This window comes from Streptomyces sp. NPDC103540 (assembly GCF_055584445.1).
Genome location: NZ_JBVJMA010000004.1, coordinates 214,981 through 235,049, shown reverse-complemented (window position 1 = coordinate 235,049; position 20,069 = coordinate 214,981). Strand labels below are relative to the sequence as shown.

The 20,069-nt window shown below is 75.3% G+C and carries 10 protein-coding genes; all 10 read right to left on the bottom strand.

Annotation, left to right across the window (positions count from 1 at the left end; genetic code table 11):
* Positions 1-27: 27 nt before the first annotated feature.
* Entirely contained in the window at positions 28-816 is a 789-nt protein-coding gene (locus tag ACZ6ZI_RS11910) for a Tat pathway signal sequence domain protein (RefSeq protein WP_363052734.1), read from the bottom strand.
* Positions 817-951: 135 nt separating this feature from the next.
* Positions 952-2,382 carry an MFS transporter gene (locus tag ACZ6ZI_RS11905; protein WP_469518969.1) on the bottom strand — a complete coding sequence of 477 codons (1,431 nt, stop codon included), beginning with the start codon at positions 2,380-2,382 and terminating at the stop codon, positions 952-954.
* Positions 2,379-3,461 carry an ornithine carbamoyltransferase gene (locus ACZ6ZI_RS11900; protein WP_469518967.1) on the bottom strand — a complete coding sequence of 361 codons (1,083 nt, stop codon included), beginning with the start codon at positions 3,459-3,461 and terminating at the stop codon, positions 2,379-2,381. Before ACZ6ZI_RS11900 ends, ACZ6ZI_RS11905 begins: the two co-directional genes overlap by 4 nt.
* Positions 3,462-3,465: 4 nt before the next feature.
* A complete protein-coding gene (locus ACZ6ZI_RS11895; RefSeq protein ID WP_469518966.1) occupies positions 3,466-10,005 on the bottom strand; it encodes an amino acid adenylation domain-containing protein in 6,540 nt (2,179 codons plus the stop codon).
* Complete coding sequence (locus ACZ6ZI_RS11890; RefSeq protein WP_469518963.1) at positions 10,002-15,263, bottom strand: amino acid adenylation domain-containing protein; 5,262 nt, start codon at positions 15,261-15,263, stop codon at positions 10,002-10,004. The genes ACZ6ZI_RS11895 and ACZ6ZI_RS11890 overlap by 4 nt, the downstream gene beginning before the upstream one ends.
* Before the next feature lie 82 nt (positions 15,264-15,345).
* Entirely contained in the window at positions 15,346-15,573 is a 228-nt protein-coding gene (locus ACZ6ZI_RS11885; RefSeq protein ID WP_363052724.1) for an MbtH family protein, read from the bottom strand.
* 137 nt (positions 15,574-15,710) lie between these two features.
* Positions 15,711-16,967, bottom strand: a complete 1,257-nt coding sequence (locus ACZ6ZI_RS11880) for an FAD-dependent monooxygenase (protein ID WP_469518961.1) — start codon at positions 16,965-16,967, stop codon at positions 15,711-15,713.
* Positions 16,964-18,463 carry a condensation domain-containing protein gene (locus ACZ6ZI_RS11875; RefSeq protein WP_469518959.1) on the bottom strand — a complete coding sequence of 500 codons (1,500 nt, stop codon included), beginning with the start codon at positions 18,461-18,463 and terminating at the stop codon, positions 16,964-16,966. The genes ACZ6ZI_RS11880 and ACZ6ZI_RS11875 overlap by 4 nt, the downstream gene beginning before the upstream one ends.
* Positions 18,460-19,194: a DsbA family protein gene (locus ACZ6ZI_RS11870; protein ID WP_469518957.1), complete on the bottom strand. Its 735-nt coding sequence runs from the start codon at positions 19,192-19,194 to the stop codon at positions 18,460-18,462. The genes ACZ6ZI_RS11875 and ACZ6ZI_RS11870 overlap by 4 nt, the downstream gene beginning before the upstream one ends.
* A gap of 46 nt (positions 19,195-19,240) precedes the next feature.
* The gene (gene fabG / locus ACZ6ZI_RS11865) at positions 19,241-19,984 is read right to left on the bottom strand and encodes a 3-oxoacyl-[acyl-carrier-protein] reductase (protein ID WP_469518955.1); all 744 of its coding nucleotides are present in this window, start codon (positions 19,982-19,984) and stop codon (positions 19,241-19,243) included.
* Positions 19,985-20,069 lie beyond the last annotated feature (85 nt).

The window sequence follows — 20,069 nt, the reverse complement described above, 5'->3', positions numbered from 1 at the left end:
TCATGTGGAACGAGGGGTGGAGCGGGCTTACTTGCCCATGTCGGCCGGGTAGGGGAAGACGTCGAACGCCTTGTTGACCCGGTCGTTGGAGCGCAGCAGCCACTTGGTGGTGACCTGGTGGACGACGCGCTTCGGCAGGTGCTTGTTGTCGTTGGCGTCGTTCACGGGCTTGCCGATGGACTGGAGCTCCCAGGCCGCGCCGACGAGCCGGTTGACGTGCGACCACCACGCCTTGTCGATGTCCAGGAGCTGGAACGACTGGAGGAAGGGGTGCCAGCGGTGGTAGGCGTGGGTCGGGTTCGGCGGCGTGTAGTTCATCATGTGGACCTTGTTGCCGGCCGGGCGGCGCGGGTCGAACAGGGTGCCCTGGCCGAACTCCTGGAACGCGAAGATCAGGCCCCGGGGGTCACGGCCGTAGAACTGCTCGTAGACCTCCTTCTGGGCGCGGGACAGGAGCTGGAACTCCTTGCGGTACGGCTTGATGAGCTCGACCCAGCTGCGCGGGTAGCGGCCGCCCTGGCGGGTGGCGACCCAGGCGTCGTAGGACTTGGTGAAGCCGCCGAACTGGCCGGTGATGGCGCCGACGGCCGCGGAGAGCTCCGGGGTCGGGGTGTAGTAGAAGCGCTCGTCGTACTCGTACCAGAACTCGTTCGCCCAGCGGTCTCCGACCATGCCCTCGACCTTGGGCAGCTGCGGGCGGCGGTTGCCGTGGGCGGCGGCGGGAGCGGCTCCCACGAGCGAGACCGCGGCCGCGGCGCCCGCCGCGCCCAGGGCGGTCCGCAGGACGGTCCTGCGGTCCATGGAGTTGAGCGGCATTGTCGTGCTCCTTTGGAGTCTGTCGCGGATGCGGGGGGGGGATCGTCGGTGGTGCGATGGCTGTACTCTCCCGGGCCCCGCCATACCTGCCCTATATCGCGTTTCCGCAGGTCACAGGCGGGGCCCGGAGGGGCTTCAGGAGGCCTTCGCGGGCTCCACGGCCTTCTCGTCGAGCGGGTTGCGGCGCAGCGCGGGCGAGAGCAGCGCGACGAGCGCGGTGAGGCCCATGGCGGCGCTCAGGCCGAGGACGGTACGGGTGGGGCCGAACGCCTCCAGGGCGAAGCCGGCGGCCACGGGGCCGGCGGCCATCGCTCCGGAGCCGACCAGCATGGCGAGGGAGTTGGCCCTCCCCCGCATCCGGTCGGGGGCGACGCGGACCATGAACACCCCGCCGGCGACGTTGAACACGCCTCCGACGTAGCCGCTGGCGGCGAACAGCGCGCCGAGGGCGTACGGGTCGCGCAGGAAGGCGACGGGGACCATGAGGGCGGTCCACACGAGGAGGCCGCCGAGGACCAGGGTCCGCAGGGGGAAGCGGGTGGCCCACCAGCCTCCGCTGATGGCGCCGACGAGCCCGCCGGCCCCGCTGAGGGAGAGGACCACGCCGATCTGGAACTGCGATCCGTGGTTCTCCTGGATGCCCGTCATGACGGCGAGGTTGAGGCCCTGGAAGAGGACGTTGGAGACGGCGACGGCGGCCATGACGGCCCGCAGGAAGTGCTGGCGCCACATCCACACGAGGCCTTCCCTGACCTCCTGTCGCAGATCGGCGCGCGGTCCGGTGCGTTCCGCCTGGAGCTTGCCCTTGACGCCGAACAGCAGTGCCACGGAGGCGAGTTGTCCGACGAGGGCCGCGACGTACGGGAAGGAGGCACCCAGGGCGACCAGGCCGCTGCCGAGCGGCTGCCCGGCGATGGCCGCGCCGCGGGTGCGGGCCTCGTTGCCGGTGAGGGCGGCCGGCAGTTGCTCCACCGGGACCACGGCCGGCACCGCCGCCCGCTCGGCCAGTTGGTGCAGGACGCCGAGGGTGCCCTCGACGAAGGCGGCGACGAGCAGCGCCCAGAGCCAGACGTGGCCGCTGAGCAGGAGGGCGGCGACGGCTCCGGCGACGAGCGCCTGACCGAGGCCGGAGAAGAGCATGATCCGGCGCCGGTCCCAGCGGTCGACGAGGGCGCCGCCGGGGAGCTGGACGAGGAGCTGCGGCAGGAGCAGGGCGGTGCCGACCAGGCCGGCGTCGCCCGGCGAGCCGGTGAACCACAGGACGGTGAGGGGGTAGGCGACGGCGGTGGCCCGGCCGGCGAGCAGCGACAGTCCGGCGCCGCCCCACAGCAGGCCGAAGTCGCGGTTGCGGCGCAGCGGTACGGGCGCGTCGGCGGCCCCGGGGTCGGGTTCCGCCTCGGTCCCGGCGGGCGCCGCGAGCGCGGTCCGGTCCTCGGTACGGGAGGCGGGGACCGCCGGCGCGGCGGCCGGCGCTCCGTCGGTCGCCCGCTCGGGGGCCGCGCCGTCCTCGGCGAGGCTCCAGGGCAGGACGGCCGGGTCCGTCACGGTCTTCGGCGGCGGGGTCACCGCGCGGCCGACACGAGGCGCGGAGCGGCGGCGGCGTCGGCGTCGGCGTCGGCGTCGGCGTCGGCCGGGAGGGCGGCCGGGAGTTCGGCCGACGGGGCGGCCGGCGGGTCGGCGTCGTCGTGCGGGTCGGAGTGGGTGTACTCCAGCACGGCCATGGCGCTGTGCATCTTGTTGGTGGCCTGGGCGAAGGCGATGCTCCGGGGCCCGTCCAGCACCTCGGCGGTGACCTCCTCGCCGCGGTGGGCGGGCAGGTCGTGCATGAAGACGGCGTCCGGGCTCGTGCCCCACAGGGCGGAGGTGACCTGGAACGGGGCGAAGATCTCCCGCCAGTTCGCGTCCGGCTTCTCGGTGCCCGTGGTCTGCCAGCGGGTCGTGTAGACCACGTCGAAGCCCTCGGGCAGCGCGTCCATGTCGTGGCGCTCCACGAGGACGGCTCCGGTGCGCTCGGCCCGGGCCCGGGCCCGGTCGGCGACGGAGGGGAGCAGCCCGTAGCCGGGCGGGGTGCGCAGCTCGAGGTGGACGCCCGCGTAGCGGGTCAGGGCCAGGGCGAGGGCGGCGGCGGTGTTGTTGCCCTCGCCGACGTACAGGACGCGCAGGCCCTCGACGCGGCCGAAGTGGCGCAGCAGGGTGGTCAGGTCGGTGAGGGCCTGGGTGGGGTGCTCCTCGGCGCTCATCGCGTTGACGACGGCCATCCGGTCCTGGGCGGCCCAGCCGCGCAGTTCGGCCTCGGGGCCGGCGGTGCGGGCGACGAGCACGTCGAGCATCCCGGAGAGCACCCGGCCGGTGTCCTCGACGGACTCGCCGGTGTTCAGCTGGAGGTCGCCGGGGCCGTAGGCGACGATCCTCGCGCCGACGCGCAGGGCGCCGGAGGAGAAGGCGGTGCGGGTGCGGGTGGAGGTCTTGGCGAAGTAGACGCCGGCGACGAGCCCGTCCAGGGCGTGGGAGTGGGTGACGGTGCCCGCCGAGAACTCGGCGCCGCGGGCGACGACGCGGCGCAGGTCCCGGTCGGTGAGGTCGTCGATGGAGATCAGGTGGCGGGCGGGACGTCGGCCCGGCCGTGCGGTGGTGTGCTGGTCCATCGGGTCAGCCCTTCTCGGGGTGGTCTGCGCCGGCTCGGGGCGCGGTGGCTTCGATCGCCGCGGCGGTCCGGGCCACGGTGTGGTTGCGCAGGGCGGTGGCGAGGTCGAGGGTCAGGCCGTGCCGGCGGGCGGTGACGAGCAGCGGGGCCACCAGCAGCGAGTCGCCGCCGAGGTCGCGGAAGTCGTCGTGGACGCCGACCTGTTCGAGGCCGAGGACCTCGGCCCAGACCTCGGCGAGCACCTTCTCCAGGTCGGTGCGCGGGGCGGTGTACGGCAGGGGGGTCGCGGTCGCCTCGCGGGAGGCGAGGGCGGCCTTGTCGCGCTTGCCGTTCGCGGTGAGCGGCAGGTGGGCGACGACGGTGACGGCGGCGGGGATGGCCGCTGCGGGCAGGACGGCGCGCAGTCGTTCGCGCAGGGCCGGGACCTCGACGGAGCATCCGTCGGCGGGCACCACCCAGGCGGCGAGCCGCTTGCCGCCGTCGGCCGCGTCCACGGGCGTGACGAGCGCCTCGCGGACGGCCGGGTCGGCGGTGAGCGCCGCCTCGGCCTCGCCGGGTTCGACCCGGTGGCCGCGGACCTTGACCTGTTCGTCGGCGCGGCCGGTGAACTCCAGGACGCCGCCGGGCAGCATCCGGGCGAGGTCTCCGGTGCGGTAGAGGCGGGTGCCGGGCAGGCCGTACGGGTCGGGCAGGAACGCGGCGGCGGTCAGGGCGGGCGCCCCGGCGTAGCCGCGGGCCAGGCCCTCGCCGCCGAGCCACAGCTCGCCGGTGATCCCGTCCGGTACCGGGCGCAGCCGGTCGTCGAGGATGCGCAGGAGGACGCCGGGCAGGTTCGAGCCGAGCGGCACGAGGGTGCGTCGGGAGTTGGGCCGTACGTGCCCGAAGGTGGCGGCGACGGTGGCCTCGGTGGGTCCGTACTCGGCGCCGAGGAGCATCCGGCCGCCGCCGGCGGCGATGCGGGCGGTGACCCGTTCGGCCTGCGCGGTGGGGTAGGAGTCGCCGGCGCAGACGGCGATGCCGGCGAGGCCGCCGAGTTCGCCGTCGTCGAGCTGGGCCTCCAGGAGTCGCAGGTGGCCGGGGGTGAGGCCGACGAAGGCGTACGGGGCGCCGGCCATCAGCAGCGGTCCGAGGTCCTGCGGCTGCCAGTCCTGCGGGAGCAGCCGGACGGGCTGTCCCGTCAGCAGCGGCGCGTACAGGGCGGGCATGCCCAGGTCGAAGCCGACGGAGGTGAACCAGGGGGCGCCGCCGGAGCCGGCCTCGGCGTAGGCGCGCACCGCCCAGTCGAGGTAGTGGGCCAGGGAGCGGTGGGTGATCTCGACGCCCTTGGGGGTGCCGGTGGAGCCGGAGGTGTGCAGGACGTACGCGAGCCGGTCGGGGTCCAGAGCCAGTCCCAGGGGGCTCCCGTCGCCCTCGTCGCCGATCGTCTCGACGGCGAGGACGCGCCCGGGCGGGGTGTGTCCGGCGAAGCGGTCGGCGTACGCGTCCTGCGTGAGCGCCAGCTCGAAGCCCAGGGCGGCGAGGCGGGCGGTCGGGGTGCAGGGGTCGACGGGCACCTGGGCGGCGCCGGCCTTCCACACGCCGAGCAGGGCGGCGACGAGTTCGGGTCCGCGGTCGAGGAGGACGGCGATCCGGGTCTCGGGGCCGGCGCCGAGGGCGCGCAGCCGGCGGGCGATCCGGTTGGCCCGCGCGTCCAGCGCGGCGTACGAGGTGCCGGAGGCTCCGGTGCCCTCGCCGGTCAGGGCGGTGGCCCAGGGGGTGCGGGCGGCCTGTGCCTCGAAGCCGGCGAGCGTGTCGACGGGGGTGTCGGGGTGGGGCAGGGCGGGGGCGGTGAGGCGGTAGTGCTCCTGGGCGGTGGGGAATCCGGTGGTGGCGTCGCCGTCGGCCCCGGTGCGGGCCATGTCGGTGAGCACGGCCTTGTAGAGGGCGGCGAGGCGTTCGGCGTGGGGCTTGGCGAGGGTCCGGGTGCGGGAGGCGAGGGAGAGGTGCCCGCGCACCGGGGTGCCGACGACGAGCGGGAACTCGTTGGGGCTGTCGTCGCGGCTGGCCATGATGTCGATGAGCTCCACGTCGACCTGGTGGAAGTCCAGGTAGTGGAAGAGCACGTCGATGAGGTGGCTCTCGCCGCCGCTCGCGCGCATGGCGGGCATCGGGTAGCGGCGGTGCGGCCACAGTTCGACCTCGCGGGCGAAGACCTCCTGGGCCAGTTCGCCCCAGGTCGCGGCGCCCTTGCGGTAGGGGAAGGGCACCGAGTTGAGGTACATGCCGGAGACGCGTTCGGCGCCGGCCTCCTCGGGGCGGGCGTCGGCGACCATGCCGCCGCGGAAGGCCCCGGAGCGGGTGAGCAGCGACAGGACCTTGCTGTGCGCCGCGTGCAGGACGCTCTTGTACGGGACCTGCGCGGCCGAGGCGAGGGCGCGCAGGCCGGGCTCGATCTCGCCGAGCCCGATGTCCATGCGGTAGCGCTCGTCGGCGGCGGAGCCGTCGCCGGCCCAGCCGGTCGGGATGGTGAACTTCTCGTGCCCGTCGACCAGTTCGCGCCAGTAGTCGCGGTCCTCGGAGGACTCCAGGGAGCGCAGCTCGCCGGCGATGAAGTCGGCGTAGCGGACGGCCGGGACCGGCGGGGCCGGGTCGGGTTCGCCGCCGGTGCGGATCGCCCGGTAGGCGCGGAGCAGCTCCATGAGCTGGGAGTGGTAGCTCCAGCCCTCGATGACGGGGTGGCATTCGGTGATGGACAGCCACCAGCTCTCGTCGTCGACGAGGTGGACGGCCATCCGCATGAGGGGGGCGACGGCCAGGTCGAAGAGGTCCTCGCGGTCGCGGTCGGCGAAGGACCACAGGGCTCCCTCGCGGTCCTCGCGCGGGAGGTGTCGCAGGTCCTCGAAGAGGCAGGGCATCGACACGGTGTCGACGGCGTGGACCAGTTGGAGGGGCTCGCTGTGGCCGGAGAGGGCGAACGAGGTCCGCATGACCTCGTGGCGCTCCACGATCAGGTCGGCGGCCCGCTGGAAGGCGGCGGGGTCGAAGGGGAGTTCGTCGCGGATCCGGAAGGAGGTGATGTTGTGGTAGCGGTTCTCGCCGCTGCGGCCGTGCATCTCGACGAGCATGCCCGCCTGGATCCGGGAGACCGGGTAGGCGTCGGTGACGTCGGCGGGCAGGCCGGCGCGGTCCTCCTCGCCGATGAGGGCGAAGGGGGCGACGGGTCCGTCGGTCCGCTCGGCGGCGCCGTCGCCGACCTGGTCGCCGAGGGCCTCGCGGAGCCGGGCGACGGTGCGGTGTTCGAAGACGTCGCGGACGGTGGTCTCCCAGCCGGCCTCGCGCAGCGCGCCGACGAGGGTGACGGCGCGGATGGAGTCCCCGCCGAGGTCGAAGTAGTTGTCGTGGACGCCGACCGTCTCCAGGCCGAGGACCTTCGCCCACACGCCGGCGATGGAGGCCTCGGCGTCGTCGCGGGCCCCGACGTGTTCGCCGACGGTGGTGGCCTCGCGGCCGGGGGCGGGCAGGGCGCGGCGGTCGAGCTTGCCGTTGGCGGTGAGCGGGAGGGCGTCGAGGGCGAGGTAGGCGGAGGGGATCATGTAGGCGGGCAGGGCCTCGCCGAGCGCGTCGCGCAGGGCGGCGGGGGCGAGCGCTTCCTCGGCGGCATCGGGCGCGGGGACGACGTAGGCGACGAGCTGCTTGTCTCCCGGGGTGTCCTCGCGGACGAGGGCGACGGCCTCCTCGACGGCGGGCAGCGCGGTGAGGGCGGACTCGATCTCGCCGAGTTCGATGCGGTAGCCGCGCAGTTTGACCTGGTGGTCGATGCGGGCGACGAAGTCCAGGGTGCCGTCGGGCAGCACCCGGGCGAGGTCGCCGGTGCGGTAGATCCGGGCGCCGGGGGCGCCGTAGGGGTCGGGCAGGAAGCGTTCGGCGGTCAGGTCGGGGCGGCCGGCGTAGCCGCGGGCCAGGCCGGTGCCGCCGATCCACACCTCGCCGGGGACCCCGAGGGGCAGCGGGCGCAGCCGCTCGTCGAGGACGTACATGGTGGTGTTCGGGATGGCCCGGCCGATGGAGACGAGCTCGGTGGTGACGGGGCCGTCGCAGGTGCCGTCGGCGGCGAGGAAGTGGGCCGAGTTGCCGACGGTGATCTCGGTGGGGCCGTACTCGGCGGCCAGGCGGGTCCCGTCGGGGCCGGCCGCGGCCGCCCAGCGCTCGGCGAGGCGGTGGGTGAAGGAGTCGCCGGCGGCGATGACCAGTCCGGCCAGGTCGCGGGCCTGCTCGTCGGTGAGCTGCTGGGAGAGCAGGTCGAGGTGGCCGGGGGTGAGCTTGATGAAGGCGTACGGTCCCCCCGCGGCGAGCAGGGTGCCGAGGTCGGCGGTGTCGAAGTCCTGCGGCAGGAGGTGGACGGCCTGCCCCGTCATCAGCGGGGCGTACAGGTCGGGCACGCCGAGGTCGAAGGCGACGGAGGAGAACAGCGGGGCGCCGCCGGTGCCGGCCGAGGCGTACGCGCCGACGGTCCAGGTGAGGTAGTTGGCCAGGCCCCGGTGGCCGATGAGGACGCCCTTGGGGCGGCCGGTGGAGCCGGAGGTGTAGATGACGTAGGCGAGCCGGTCGAGGTCGGAGGCGGTGGGGAGTTCGGCCTCGGCGGTGGCCAGGGCGGTCCGCTCGGCCGGGTCGTCGACGACGACGAGTTCGGCGTCCTCGAAGCGGTCGGCGTGCCGGGCCTGGGTGACGACGAGGCGGGTGCCGGTGTCGCCGAGCATGAACGCGATGCGCTCGTCGGGGTAGCCCGGGTCGATCGGCACGTAGGCGGCGGCGGCGCGCCAGATGCCGAGGAGGGCGGCGACGAGGTCGGGGCCGCGGTCGAGGAGGACGCCGACGGTCTCGTCGGGGCGGACGCCGAGCTGGAGCAGGCGGCGTGCGAAGCGGTCGGCGCGGGCGTCGAGCGCGGCGTAGGTGAGGTCGCCGTCGGCGTGCCGGACGGCGACGGCGTCCGGGGTCTCGGCGATCCGTTCGGCGATGGTCTCGAAGACGGGCCGCAGGGCGGTGGCGTCCACGGGGGCGCCGACCGGTTCGGCGGGGCCGTCGAGCAGCAGGGCGCGTTCGGCGCCGCCGAGGAAGTCCAGGGTGGACAGCGGGGCGTCCGGGGCGTCGGCGACGGCCGTGAGCAGGGCCGCGTAGTGGCCGGTGATCCGCTCGGCGGTGGCGGCCTCGAACAGGTCGGTGGCGTACTCCAGGGCTCCGTGCAGGGAGCCGTCGGGGCGCTCCGCGAGGTGCATGGTGAGGTCGAAGCGGGCGATGCGGCCCTGGGCGGCGACCGGGCCGACGGTGAGGCCGGGCAGGTCGGGGCTGTCGGAGCCCTGGCCGGAGGCCAGGTCGAACATCACCTGGAAGAGCGGGGTGGTCGACAGGTCGCGCTGGGGTTCGAGCTCGTCGGCGATCCGGTCGAAGGGGGTGTCCTGGTGGTCGAAGGCGTCCAGGACGCCGGCGCGGTTGCCGGCGAGCAGTTCCCGGAAGCCCGGGTCGCCCTGCCAACGGCCGCGCAGGACGAGGCTGTTGTAGGCGTAGCCGGCCATCTGGCGCAGCTCGGGGCGGGTGCGTCCGGAGACGGCGGTGCCGACGGCGACGTCCTGCTTGCCGGTGTAGCGGCCCAGCAGTGCCTGGTAGGCGCTGAGCAGGACCATGAAGAGGGTGGCGCCCTCGCGTTCGGCGAGGGAGCGCAGCCGCGCGGCGTCGGCGGCGGGCACGTCGAACTCGGCGACGGCGCCGCCCCAGCCGCGCACCGAGGGGCGCGGGCGGTCGGTGGGCAGGCCGAGCGGTTCGACTCCGGCGAGCCGGCCGCGCCACCAGTCCAGGGCGGCCTCGGCGGCGGGGCCGCTCTGGCGGGCGTTGAGCCAGGCCGCGTAGTCGGCGTACTGGACGGGCGGCTCGGGCAGGACGCCTTCCAGCGGGCCGCTGACGGCGCCGGCGGCCCGGTAGCAGGCGGCCAGGTCGGCGAGGAGCAGCGGCCGGGTCAGGGCGTCGCAGGCGATGTGGTGCATGACGACGACCAGGACGTGGTCGTCGGCGGCCAGGCGCAGCAGGCGCACCCGCAGCGGTGCCTGGGTCGCCAGGTCGAACACCTCGCCGGCGCGGGCCTGGGCGAAGGAGGTGGCGGCGGCGTCGCGGTCGGCCTCGGCGACCCCGGTGACCTCGGCGACCGCGTAGTCGACGGGACCGGCCGGGTCGATGAGCTGGCGGGGCTCGTCGCCGTCGAGGACGTAGCGGGTGCGCAGGATCTCGTGGCGGGCGGCGAGGGCGTCGAAGGAGCGGCGCAGGGCGCGCTCGTCGAGGTCCCCGCGCAGCCGGTACGCGAGCGGCAGCAGGTACTCGGGGCTGTCCGGGTCGAGCTGGTGCAGGAACCACAGCTGGCGCTGGCCGGCGGAGAGCGCCGGCGGGGTCGTGCGGTCGACGCGCGGGATGCCGGTACGGGCGGGGGCGCGGCCCGCGCCGCGGCCCGCGCGGCCGGCGAGCCGTCTGCGCAGCAGTTCCGCCCGCAGCTCTTCCTGCGTGGGTGCGGTGGGTGCGGTCACGGCTGGTACTCCCTGTGGGCGATGGCGAGTTCGGCGTGGTCGAGGGTTTCGATCTCGATGCGTACGGCCTCTTCGACGGCGGCGGCGAGGCCGGCGACGGTGGGGTGCTCGAAGACGGCGCGCAGCGGCAGCTCGACGTCGAACTCCTCCTGGAGGCGGGCGATGACCCGGGCGGCGAGGACGGAGTTGCCGCCGATCCGGAAGAAGCCCTGGCGGGCGCCGATCCGGCGGGTGCCGCCGTCCTCCCCGGCGAGGACCTCGGCCCAGATCTCGGCGACGATCTCCTCGACCGGCCCCTCGGGGGCGATGTAGGGCTCGTCGGCGAGGGCCGCGGTCAGGTCGGGGGCGGGCAGCGCCTTGGTGTCCACCTTGTTGTGGCGGGTGAGCGGGATCTCGGGGACCGGCACCAGCAGCGCGGGGACCATGTAGTCCGGCAGGCGGCGGGCGCAGTGGTCGAGCAGGGCGGCGTCGCCGGGCGGGTTGTCGTCGCGCGGGACCCAGTAGCCGATGAGCGCGGCGGTGGAGCCGCTGCCGTGGACGACGACGGCGCACTGCGCGACGCCGGGGTGTTCGGCGAGGACGCCCTGCACCTCTCCGGTCTCCACCCGGCGGCCGCGGATCTTGGCCTGGCCGTCGGCGCGGCCGGCGAACTCCAGGGTGCCGTCGGGCAGCATCCGGGCGCGGTCGCCGGAGCGGTAGAGGCGGGAGCCGGGCGCCCCGTACGGGTCGGGCACGAAGGTGGCGGCCGTCAGGTCGGGGCGGCCCTGGTAGCCGCGGGCCAGTCCCTCGCCGCCGATGCACAGCTCGCCGGTGACCCCGTACGGGACGGGCTCCAGGTAGGCGTCGAGGACGCGGGCGCTCACGTGCGGGTAGGCGCGGCCGACGGGGACGGACGTGGCGTCGTCGTCGGCGTCCCAGCGGGTGGCGGCGATGGTGGTCTCGGTGAGTCCGTACTCGTTGACGAAGCGCAGCAGGCGGCGGGACAGCTCGCGGGCCAGGGCGGGCGGGCAGGGCTCTCCCCCGGTCTGGCCGACGAGGGGGCGCCGGCCCAGGCCCGCGTCGATGAGCATCTGCCAGTGCGGCGGGGCGACCTGGAGGTGGCTGACGCCGTGCTCCTCGATGAGCCGCAGTTGCGCGGCGTGGTCGGCGAGGTCCCGCTCCCGGGCCAGGACGACCCGGCCGCCCGCGACGAGCGGCATGAACAGTTCGGTGCAGGAGATGTCGAAGGTGGGCTGGGCGAGGGCCAGCCAGGCGTCGTCGGGGCCCTGACCGAAGTCGAGGTGGGCCTGCGAGGCGCGCAGCATGGCGAGCAGGGTGCGGTGTTCGACGGCGACGCCCTTGGGGCGGCCGGTGGAGCCGGAGGTGTACATGATGTAGGCGAGGCGGGCGGAGTCGGCCCGCTCGCCGGGACGGTCCCCGGCCGGGTCGGTGTCGGCCGCGGACCGGGCGGCGAGGCCGTCGGCGGTCAGGGCCGGGTCGCTGCACGCGGCGAGCGCGGTGGCACCGGGTGCGGCGACGAGCGCCGCACCGCCGGCGGAGGCGTCAGTGACCCGGTTGCCCGCGTCGTGCCCGGCGTCCGGGACGTCGTGCCCGGCGTCGAAGGCGGCCAGTCGCTCGTCGGTGTCCGCGGCGAGCCAGGGGCCGTCGTGCCGGCCGCGCAGCCGGGCGGCGCCGGCCAGGTCGGAGACGAGCAGCCCGGCGCGGGAGTCGTCGAGGACGTACCCGAGCCGCTCGTCGGGGGCCGCCGGGTCGAGCGGCACGTAGGCGGCGCCGGTCTTCCAGGCGCCGAGGTAGGCGGCGATCAGGTCGGGGGTGCGGCCGAGCATGACGGCGACGGTGGTCTCCGGGCCCGCGCCCAGCTCCCGCATCCGCCGGGCGAAGGCCTCGGCGCGGCGCTCCAGGCGGCCGTAGGTCCACCGCTCCGCTCCGCAGACGACGGCGATCTCGTCCGGGGAGGTACGGGCGACGGCCTCGACGGCGGTGTGCACGGTGTCGTCGGACGCGCGGGACGCGCCGGGCTCGGGGGCGCCGGGGCCGAGCGCGAGGAGTTCTCGGCGCAGGGCGTCGGGCAGCATCGACGCCCGGTCGAGGCGGGTGCCCGGCTCGTCGACGAAGGACTCCAGCAGCCGGACCCAGCCGTCCGCGAACCGTTCGACGGTGGCGGGGTCGAAGAGGGAGGTGGCGTACTCGACGAGGCCGAGCAGCGAGCCGTCGCCCTGCCGCTGGAGGACGAACGTGAGGTCGGTGCGGGCGCTGCGCCAGGCGCCCCGGAAGGCCTCGATGTCGCCCTCGGCGGTGGCGGTGCCGGTGCGGCCCTCCTCGTGCAGGTCGAACATGACCTGGTAGAGCGGGGTGCGGGCCGGGTCGCGGGCCTCGTCCAGTTCGGCGACGAGCCGGTCGAAGGGCAGGTCCTGGTGGGCGAAGGCGCCGCGCGCGGTGTCCCGGACGCGGACCAGGGCCTCGGTGAAGGGGGCGTCGGCCGGGGCGTCGCAGCGCATGACGAGCGTGTTGAGGAAGAAGCCGACGACGTCGGCGACCTCGGGCCGCTCGCGGCCGGCGACGGGTACGCCGACGGGCACGTCCCACTGGCCGGTGAGGCGGGCCACGAGGGTGGAGAACACGGTCAGCAGGGTCTGCTGGAGGGTGGCTCCGTGGCCGCGGCCGAGGGCGGCCGCCCGTTCGGCGAGGGGGGCGGGGACGGTGAAGACGTGGGCGGCGCCGACCCCGTCGCGGACGGCCGGGCGGGGCCGGTCGGCGGGCAGGTCGACCGGCAGGATCCCGTCGAGGGCCTCCTTCCAGTGGGCGCTCTCCTCGGCCGCGGCGGAACCCGCCAGCCGGCGCCGCTGGTGGACGGCGTGATCGGCGTACTGGACGGGCAGCGCGGGCAGTTCGGCGCGCGTGCCGCGGTGCGCGGCCTCGGCGAGGGCGAGCAGGTCGCGTTCCAGGACCACCGAGGACCAGCCGTCGCAGGCGATGTGGTGGATGGACAGCACCAGGTGCAGGCTGTCGTCGCCGCGCACGCTCAGGGCCCGCCAGACGGGACCGTTCTCCAGGTCGAAGGGGCGGCCGAACTCGTCCTCGATGAGGGCGTTGCGCGCGGCGGCGGTCCGTGCGCGGGTGGTGCGCAGTTCGACGCGGGCGTCGGCGTCGGCGATCTGGACGGGCTCGGTGCCGCGCAGGGCGTAGCGGGTGCGCAGGATCTCGTGGCGCTCGGCGAGGGCGGTCAGGGCCGCGGCGACGGTCTCGTCGGCGTAGCCGGGGGGCAGGGTGATGAAGACCGGCGCGTTCCACTCGGCGCTGCCGGGCCGCATCCGGTCCATCAGCCACAGGCCCTGCTGGCCGGGCGACAGCGGCAGGCCCTCGGCGGTGCGCGGCACCGGTCGGACGGCGGCCTCGGCGGCGCTCTCCCCCGGGCCGTCCGTGCCCTGCGTGCCGGGCTCGTCGGTCGTGGCGGGGTCCTCGGCGAGCAGCGCGGCCTGGGCCTCGACGGTGGTGGCCGTGAACAGCGCCCGCAGCGGCACCCGGACGCCGGAGGCCTCGGACAGGGCCTGGGCGAGCCGGCTCAGGAGCAGGGAGGCCCCGCCGAGCTGGAAGAAGTCGTTGCCGGCGCCGATCCGCGCGGCGGGGATGTCGAGGAGGGCGGCCCACTGCTCGGCGACGACCCGCTCGGCGGCGGTGCGCACGGGGACGTGCGCGCTCTCGGCGGCGGCGGCCGCGGCGACCGGGTCGGGCAGCGCCGAACGGTCGATCTTGCCGTTCGCGGTGAGCGGGAACTCGGCGACGGGCACGTACACGGACGGGATCAGCGGGTCGGGCAGGGACCGGCGCAGGAAGGTGCGCAGCTCCTCGGGGCGCAGGTGTTCGCCGCGGGACTGGACCCAGGCGACGAGACGGTGTCCGCCGGAGCCGTCGGGAACGGCGGCGGCGACGGCCGCGCGCACCCACGGGTGGGCGGCGAGCGCGGCCTCGACCTCGCCGGTCTCGATGCGGACGCCGTTGACCTTGACCTGGTGGTCGAGGCGGCCGAGGTATTCGAGGGTGCCATCGGCCAGCCAGCGGACCCGGTCGCCGGTGCGGTAGAGCCGCTCGCCGGGCGGACCGTAGGGGTCGGGCACGAAGCGCTCGGCGGTCTGGTCGGGACGGCCCTGGTAGCCGAGGGCCAGACCGACGCCGCCGGCGTGCAGTTCGCCGGGGACGCCGACGGGCACGGGCCGGCCGGCCGGGTCGAGGACGAGGGTCCGCATGTGGGCGATGGGGCGGCCGATGGGGACGGCGCCGGTCTCCTGCGCCGGGTCCCAGCGGTGCTCGGTGATGTCGACGGAGGCCTCGGTGGGCCCGTACGTGTTCCAGATCTCGGCGCGCGGCGCGAGTTCGGCCAGGGCGCGGCAGAGTTCGGCGTGCAGCGGCTCGCCGGCGCTGAAGATCAGCCGGAGGGCCTCGGCGCTCTCCCGGCCGGACTGCTCGACGAGGCGCCGGTAGACGGAGGGGACGCCCTGGAGGACGGTGACGCCGTGGTCGGCGACGGCGCGCAGCAGGGCGGCGGGGTCGCGTTCGGCGTCCTGCGGGGCGATGGCCACCGCTCCCCCGCTGATCAGCGGGGAGAACAGTTCCAGGCCGGCGGCGTCGAAGCCGATGGTGGTCTTGAGGAGGAAGCGGTCGGTGGGGCCCAGCTTGTGACGGTGGGCCAGCCAACGGACCCGGTTGGCGATGCCGGCGTGGGGCACGACGACGCCCTTGGGGCGGCCGGTGGAGCCGGAGGTGTGCAGGATGTACGCGGGTCGGGCCGGGTCGGGCGCCACGGGGAAGGCGGCGGAGTCCTCGGCGGTGACCGCGGCGGTGCCGTCCGGGGTGGTGACGTCCAGCGGGGTCACCGAGCCGGGCAGGCGGTCGGCGGCGCCGGGGCCGGTGAGCACGACCCGCGCGCCGGAGTCCTCCAGGACCAGGGCGAGCCGGGCCCGCGGATAGGTCGGGTCGAGCGGTACGTAGGCCCCGCCCGCGAACCAGACGCCGAGCAGCGCGGCCACCAGCTCGGGACCGCGCGGCAGGCACACCCCGACGAAGTCGCCCGGGGCCACCCCGGCCGCGCGCAGCGCCGCGGCGTGACGGACGGCGAGCCGCTCCAGGGCGGCGTAGGTCAGGCCGGCGCCGTCGGCGGCGAGCACGGCCGGCGCCTCGGGGCTGCGGGCGGCCTGGGCCCTGAACAGGGCGGGCAGCAGCAGACGGCCGGGGGCGGATCCCGACTGCGTACGGTCGTTCACGTTCTCTCCTTCATCGGGATCGTGGTGGCGTCGGCCGCGTCCCGGTGCCCTGGGGCCCGGGATCGCCCGAACGTCCGGATGGTCAGGCGGCGGTACCGGCGGCCATCCGACGGCGCAGGCTCGCGGGGCGCAGGTCGGTCCACAGTTCGGTGATCCTGGCGAGGCACTCCTCGCGGGTGCCCTCGAAGCCCTCGGCGTTCCAGCCGGCGGGCAGCTCGCGGTCCGCCCACCAGATCGAGTACTGCTCCTCGTCGTTGAGGACGACGCGGTACGCCGTCTCCGGCGCCTGGTCGGTCTGCTGTTCGCTCATCGCTGTTCCCTTCGCGTGGTCAGGTGTCGCCCATCCTTGAAGAGGGCGCTATCGATGCCCTATCGAGCGCATATACGTGCCGGCACGCGAACGGGCCCCCGACGCCGGTTGGCGTCGGGGGCCCGTGGGCGGGCGGGTCAGGCGGCGAGCGCGCCCTCCCGTGCGGCGTCGGGCGCGGCGACGGGGGCGGGGTCGGCCGCGGGGGCGTCCTCCTCCGGGTCCGCCTCCAGGGCCGCCTCCAGGGCCGCCTCGACGTCGTGGTCGAGGATCCAGGTGACGTCCGCGGCCGCGGCGGCCACCCCGCCGGGGCGGGCGTCGCCCCGCGGCGGGGCCGGGCGGGCGCCCTCGCGGGAGCCGAGCTGCACCCGGGTGGTGTGCGGCCGGCGCAGCGCCTCGTAGCGCTCCAGCGCGGCGGTGATCCCCTCGGCGTCCTCCGTCGCCCGTGCCAGGCACACCGCGAGCGCGACCGCGTCCTCCACGGCCTGGTTCGCCCCCTGGCCGTGGTGCGGCAGCATCGGGTGGGCGGCGTCGCCGAGCAGGGTCGTGCGGGCCGTGCTCCAGCGCTCCAGCGGTGCCCGGTCGTACAGGGCCCAGCGGCGCACCTCGCCCGCCGCGTCCACCAGGGCCCGCACCTCGGGGGCCCAGCCGGCGAGGACGGCGTCCAGGTCGGCGCGGTCGCCCGCGGAGGTCCACGACTCGGCGTCGCCCTCCGGGGAGGGGGTGACGGCCACGTACGTGAACCGCCGCCCGCCGTCGACCGGGTAGCACAGCACCCGGGCGGCGGGGCCCGCGAACATGTACATCCGGGTCGGGTCCAGGTCGGGCACGTCCGCGGCGTCGACGAGCCCGCGCAGCGCGCTGTTGCCGGAGTAGACGGGGGCGTCCTCGCCGGCGACCGCGCGGCGCACCGCCGAGTGCACGCCGTCCGCGCCGATCAGGACGTCGGCCCGGGCGCTGGTGCCGTCGGCGAACTCCAGCAGCACCCCGTCGGCGTCCTCCGCGAAACGGACCAGCTCCCGCCCGGTGTGGACGCGATCGTCCGGGACCAGGGAGGCGAGCATGCGGTGCAGGTCACCGCGGTGGACGGTGAGGTAGGGGGCGCGGAAGCGGCTCTCCCAGGCCTCCCCCATCTCCTGCTCCGCGACCTTCGCGCCGTTGTGGAAGGCCCGGACCTCCAGGGCCTCGGGGCGCACCGCCAGCTCGGCGAGGCGCGGTCCGAGCCCCAGGCGTTCCAGCAGCCGGGTGCCGTTCGGTCCCAGGTGCATGCCGACGCCCTGTTCGCGCAGGGCCTCGCCCCGCTCGTACACCTCGACGTCCAGACCACGGGCGTACAGGGCCGCCGCCGCGGTCAGACCGCCCAGTCCGGCGCCGATCACGGCCACTTTGACGCTCACCGGTACTCCCAGGCGCTCTCGAAGGACTCGAAGTCGTCGGCCGCGTCGAAGGAGCCGAAGTCGGCTCCGCCGCCGGAGCCCAGCGCCAGCAGCGCGGCCAGCTCCCCCTCGCCGGCCAGTTCCACGTCGGCGACGGCCGTGTCGGGCTCGGCGACGGCCGCCGCGAGCATCCGCTCGTAGCCGTCGGCGAAGCGGTCGACCGTCTCGCGGTCGAGCACGTCCGTGTCGTAGGAGAACACGGCCGTGACGCCCTGCGGGGTCTGCTCGATGCGCAGCAGCAGGTCGAGCTGGCCCTCCTGCTGCGGTACGTCGATCAGGGCGATGTCCAGCCCGGCGTACGGGATCGACGGGCCCTCGGTGGCGCCCGGCGCAACGTTCGGCACCGGCGGCTCCATGCGGTCCATCTGGACCAGGAACAGGGCGGTACGGAACACCGTGGCCCGGGGGAAGGCCAGCGCGCACGGGTAGCGGACGTTGACCATGCCGCCCATGACCCGCTGCCCGGCCTGCTCGGCGGCGCTGCGGAAGGTGGAGCCGGCGGTGAAGTCGGCCCGGACCGGCATGGTGTTGAGGAAGCAGCCGATGACGTCGCGCTGCGCCCGGCCCATGCGGCTGGTGGCGGGCACGCCGAGCACGAAGGCGTCCTGGCCGGTCCAGCGGTGGGTGAGGGCCTGGAAGACCGCGAGGAGGTACGCGAACGGGGTGACCCCGGCCACGGCCGCCGCCCCGGCGAGGCCGGCGGTGGTGTCCTCGGCCAGTTCCCGGACGACGGTCCCGCCCCGGTAGGAGCGCAGCGCGGGGCGCGGGCGGTCCAGGGGGAGTTCGGCGGCGGGGGCCTGGCCGACGGATTCCTTCCACAGTTCGGCGGCGCGCAGGCCGGCGTCGGAGGCGGTGTAGCGCAGCTCCTCGGTGGTGTGGTCGTCGTAGGAGCCGGGGATGGGCCGCCAGCGCGGCTCGCGACCGGTCGCGAAGCCCTCGTAGGCGTCGAGGACGTCGCGCACCAGCAGCCAGCGGGAGGTGAAGTCGCTGACGATGTGGTGGGCGGAGGTGACCAGGACCCAGTCCTCGTCCGTGCGGCGCAGCAGCACCACGCGGAAGGCGCCGGACTCCAGGCGGAAGGGGCGGGCCCCGGCCTCCTCGGCGGCCCGGTGCAGACCCTCCTCGTCGACGCCGTCGAGGTCGCGCACCTCCAGGCGGACCAGGGGCTCGTCGCCGACGGTGCGCTGGACGCCCGAGGCGCTCTCGGTGAAGACCGAGCGCAGCAGTTCCTGGCGGGCGCCGACGGCGGTGACGGCGGCGTCCATGGCGACGGGGTCGACCCGGCCGCGCAGCCGCAGGGGCATGACGATGTTGTAGGCGGAGGCCTCGGGCGAGACCCGGTAGGCCGTCCACATGGACCGCTGGATCGCGGTCAGGGGCAGGGCGCGCACGGCGGCCGGGGGCTCGGTCGCGGCGGTCACGGCGGTCACGGCGGTCACGGCGGTCACGGCGGTCATCCGCAGCCTCCCGCGTGGCTCATGTCCGTGGTGCGGCCGGCGCCGACGGCGGCGAGTTCGGCCTCGGCGGGCTCGACCGGCTCGGCGGCCGGTGCGGGCTTCGCGGGCTCCGCGTCGTCGAAGGAGGCGGCGAACTCGGCGACCCGGTCGAGGCCCCAGTAGGGCTCGCTGCCGTTGACGAAGAAGGGGACGCCGAAGACGCCGTCGCGGTGCACGTCCAGCAGCGCCGCCGTGGCGCGCTCGCGCAGCTCCGGGTCGTCGACGGCGCCCTTGACCGCGTCGGCGTCGAGGCCGATCTCCACGGCGAGTTCGACGACGGTCAGCGGGTCGCAGATGTCGCGGCCCTCCAGCCAGCGGGCGCGCCCGGCGCGGGCCACCCACTCCCGGCCGAGGCCGGCGTCGACGGCGAGGAACCAGGTCAGGTGGGCCGGCTCCCACCACGGCGCGCGGTCGGCCGGCCAGGTCAGGGCGAGACCGCGGGCCGCGGCAAGGCGGCGTACGTCGCGCAGGATGTAGAACTGCTTGGCACGGGTCATGGGCGTGTACGGGAACTGCCCGCGCGCCTGCTCCAGCAGTGCGGAGGCGGTCTCGTCCGGCTCCCAGAAGGGGCGCCATTCGAGGCGGTCGAGCAGCTCGGGGTGGTCGCGCTCCAGGTCGTGCAGGGCGAAGAAGTTGTAGGGGCTGCGCAGGTTGAAGTAGAAGCGGGGCGGCTTGGCGGCACGGCCGGCCATGTCGGACTCCTCTGTCGTGGGGTCGGGTCGAACTGGTCGGGCCGGGTCAGACGACCAGTCCGCCGTCGATGTGGAAGACCTGTCCGGTGATGTACGCGGCACGGTCGGAGGCGAGGAAGGACACCAGTTCGGCGACCTCGTGGGCCTCGCCGAAGCGGCCGAGCGGGATCCGCGCCGTCATCTCCTTGGCGTGCTTCTCGGACAGGCCGCCGACCATGTCGGTGGCGATGAAACCGGGGGCCACGGCGTTGGCGCGCAGTCCGCTGCGACCGGATTCCTTGGCCAGGGCCTTGGTGAAGCCGATGATCCCGGCCTTGGTGGCCGCGTAGTTGCTCTGCGTGGGGTTGCCGGCGGCGGCGACCGAGGACAGGGTGATGATGGTGCCGCGGCGGCGCTTCATCATCGGGAAGGCGAGCGCCTTCGCGAAGTTGAAGGTGCCGTCGAGGTTGGTGCGGACGACCGCGTCCCAGTCCTCGTCCTTCATCATCGCGAGGTGGCTGTCGCGGACGATGCCGGCGGCCGTGACGAGCACGTCCGCCGGTCCCAGCTCCGTCTCGGCCTCCGCGGTGAAGGCGCGGACCTGCTCGCGGTCGGTGACGTCCACCCGGCGGAAGAGCACCCGTGCCCCCAGGGCCCGCGCGGACTTCGCGGCGAGCCGGGCGGCCTCCTCGTTGGACTGGTAGCAGAAGGCCACGTCGTGGCCGTCCCGCGCCAGGGTCTCCACCACGGCCCGGCCGATGCCGCGTGAGCCGCCGGTGACGAGGGCTACCGGCCTCGGTGTCTCGGACATGGATAGATGCCTCTCTTTCGGGACGCGGGGGACGCGTGGAATCGGGGATGGGGTGGGAGGGGTGCGAGGGGGGATGGCCGGCCGG

What these genes read in the sequence shown, in the direction of transcription:
- fabG (WP_469518955.1), bottom strand. Translation starts at nt 19,984, where the DNA reads ATGTCCGAGACACCGAGGCCGGTAGCCCTCGTCACCGGCGGCTCACGC.
- ACZ6ZI_RS11870 (WP_469518957.1), bottom strand. Translation starts at nt 19,194, where the DNA reads ATGGCCGGCCGTGCCGCCAAGCCGCCCCGCTTCTACTTCAACCTGCGC.
- ACZ6ZI_RS11900 (WP_469518967.1), bottom strand. Translation starts at nt 3,461, where the DNA reads ATGGACCAGCACACCACCGCACGGCCGGGCCGACGTCCCGCCCGCCAC.
- ACZ6ZI_RS11910 (WP_363052734.1), bottom strand. Translation starts at nt 816, where the DNA reads ATGCCGCTCAACTCCATGGACCGCAGGACCGTCCTGCGGACCGCCCTG.
- ACZ6ZI_RS11875 (WP_469518959.1), bottom strand. Translation starts at nt 18,463, where the DNA reads ATGACCGCCGTGACCGCCGTGACCGCCGTGACCGCCGTGACCGCCGCG.
- ACZ6ZI_RS11885 (WP_363052724.1), bottom strand. Translation starts at nt 15,573, where the DNA reads ATGAGCGAACAGCAGACCGACCAGGCGCCGGAGACGGCGTACCGCGTC.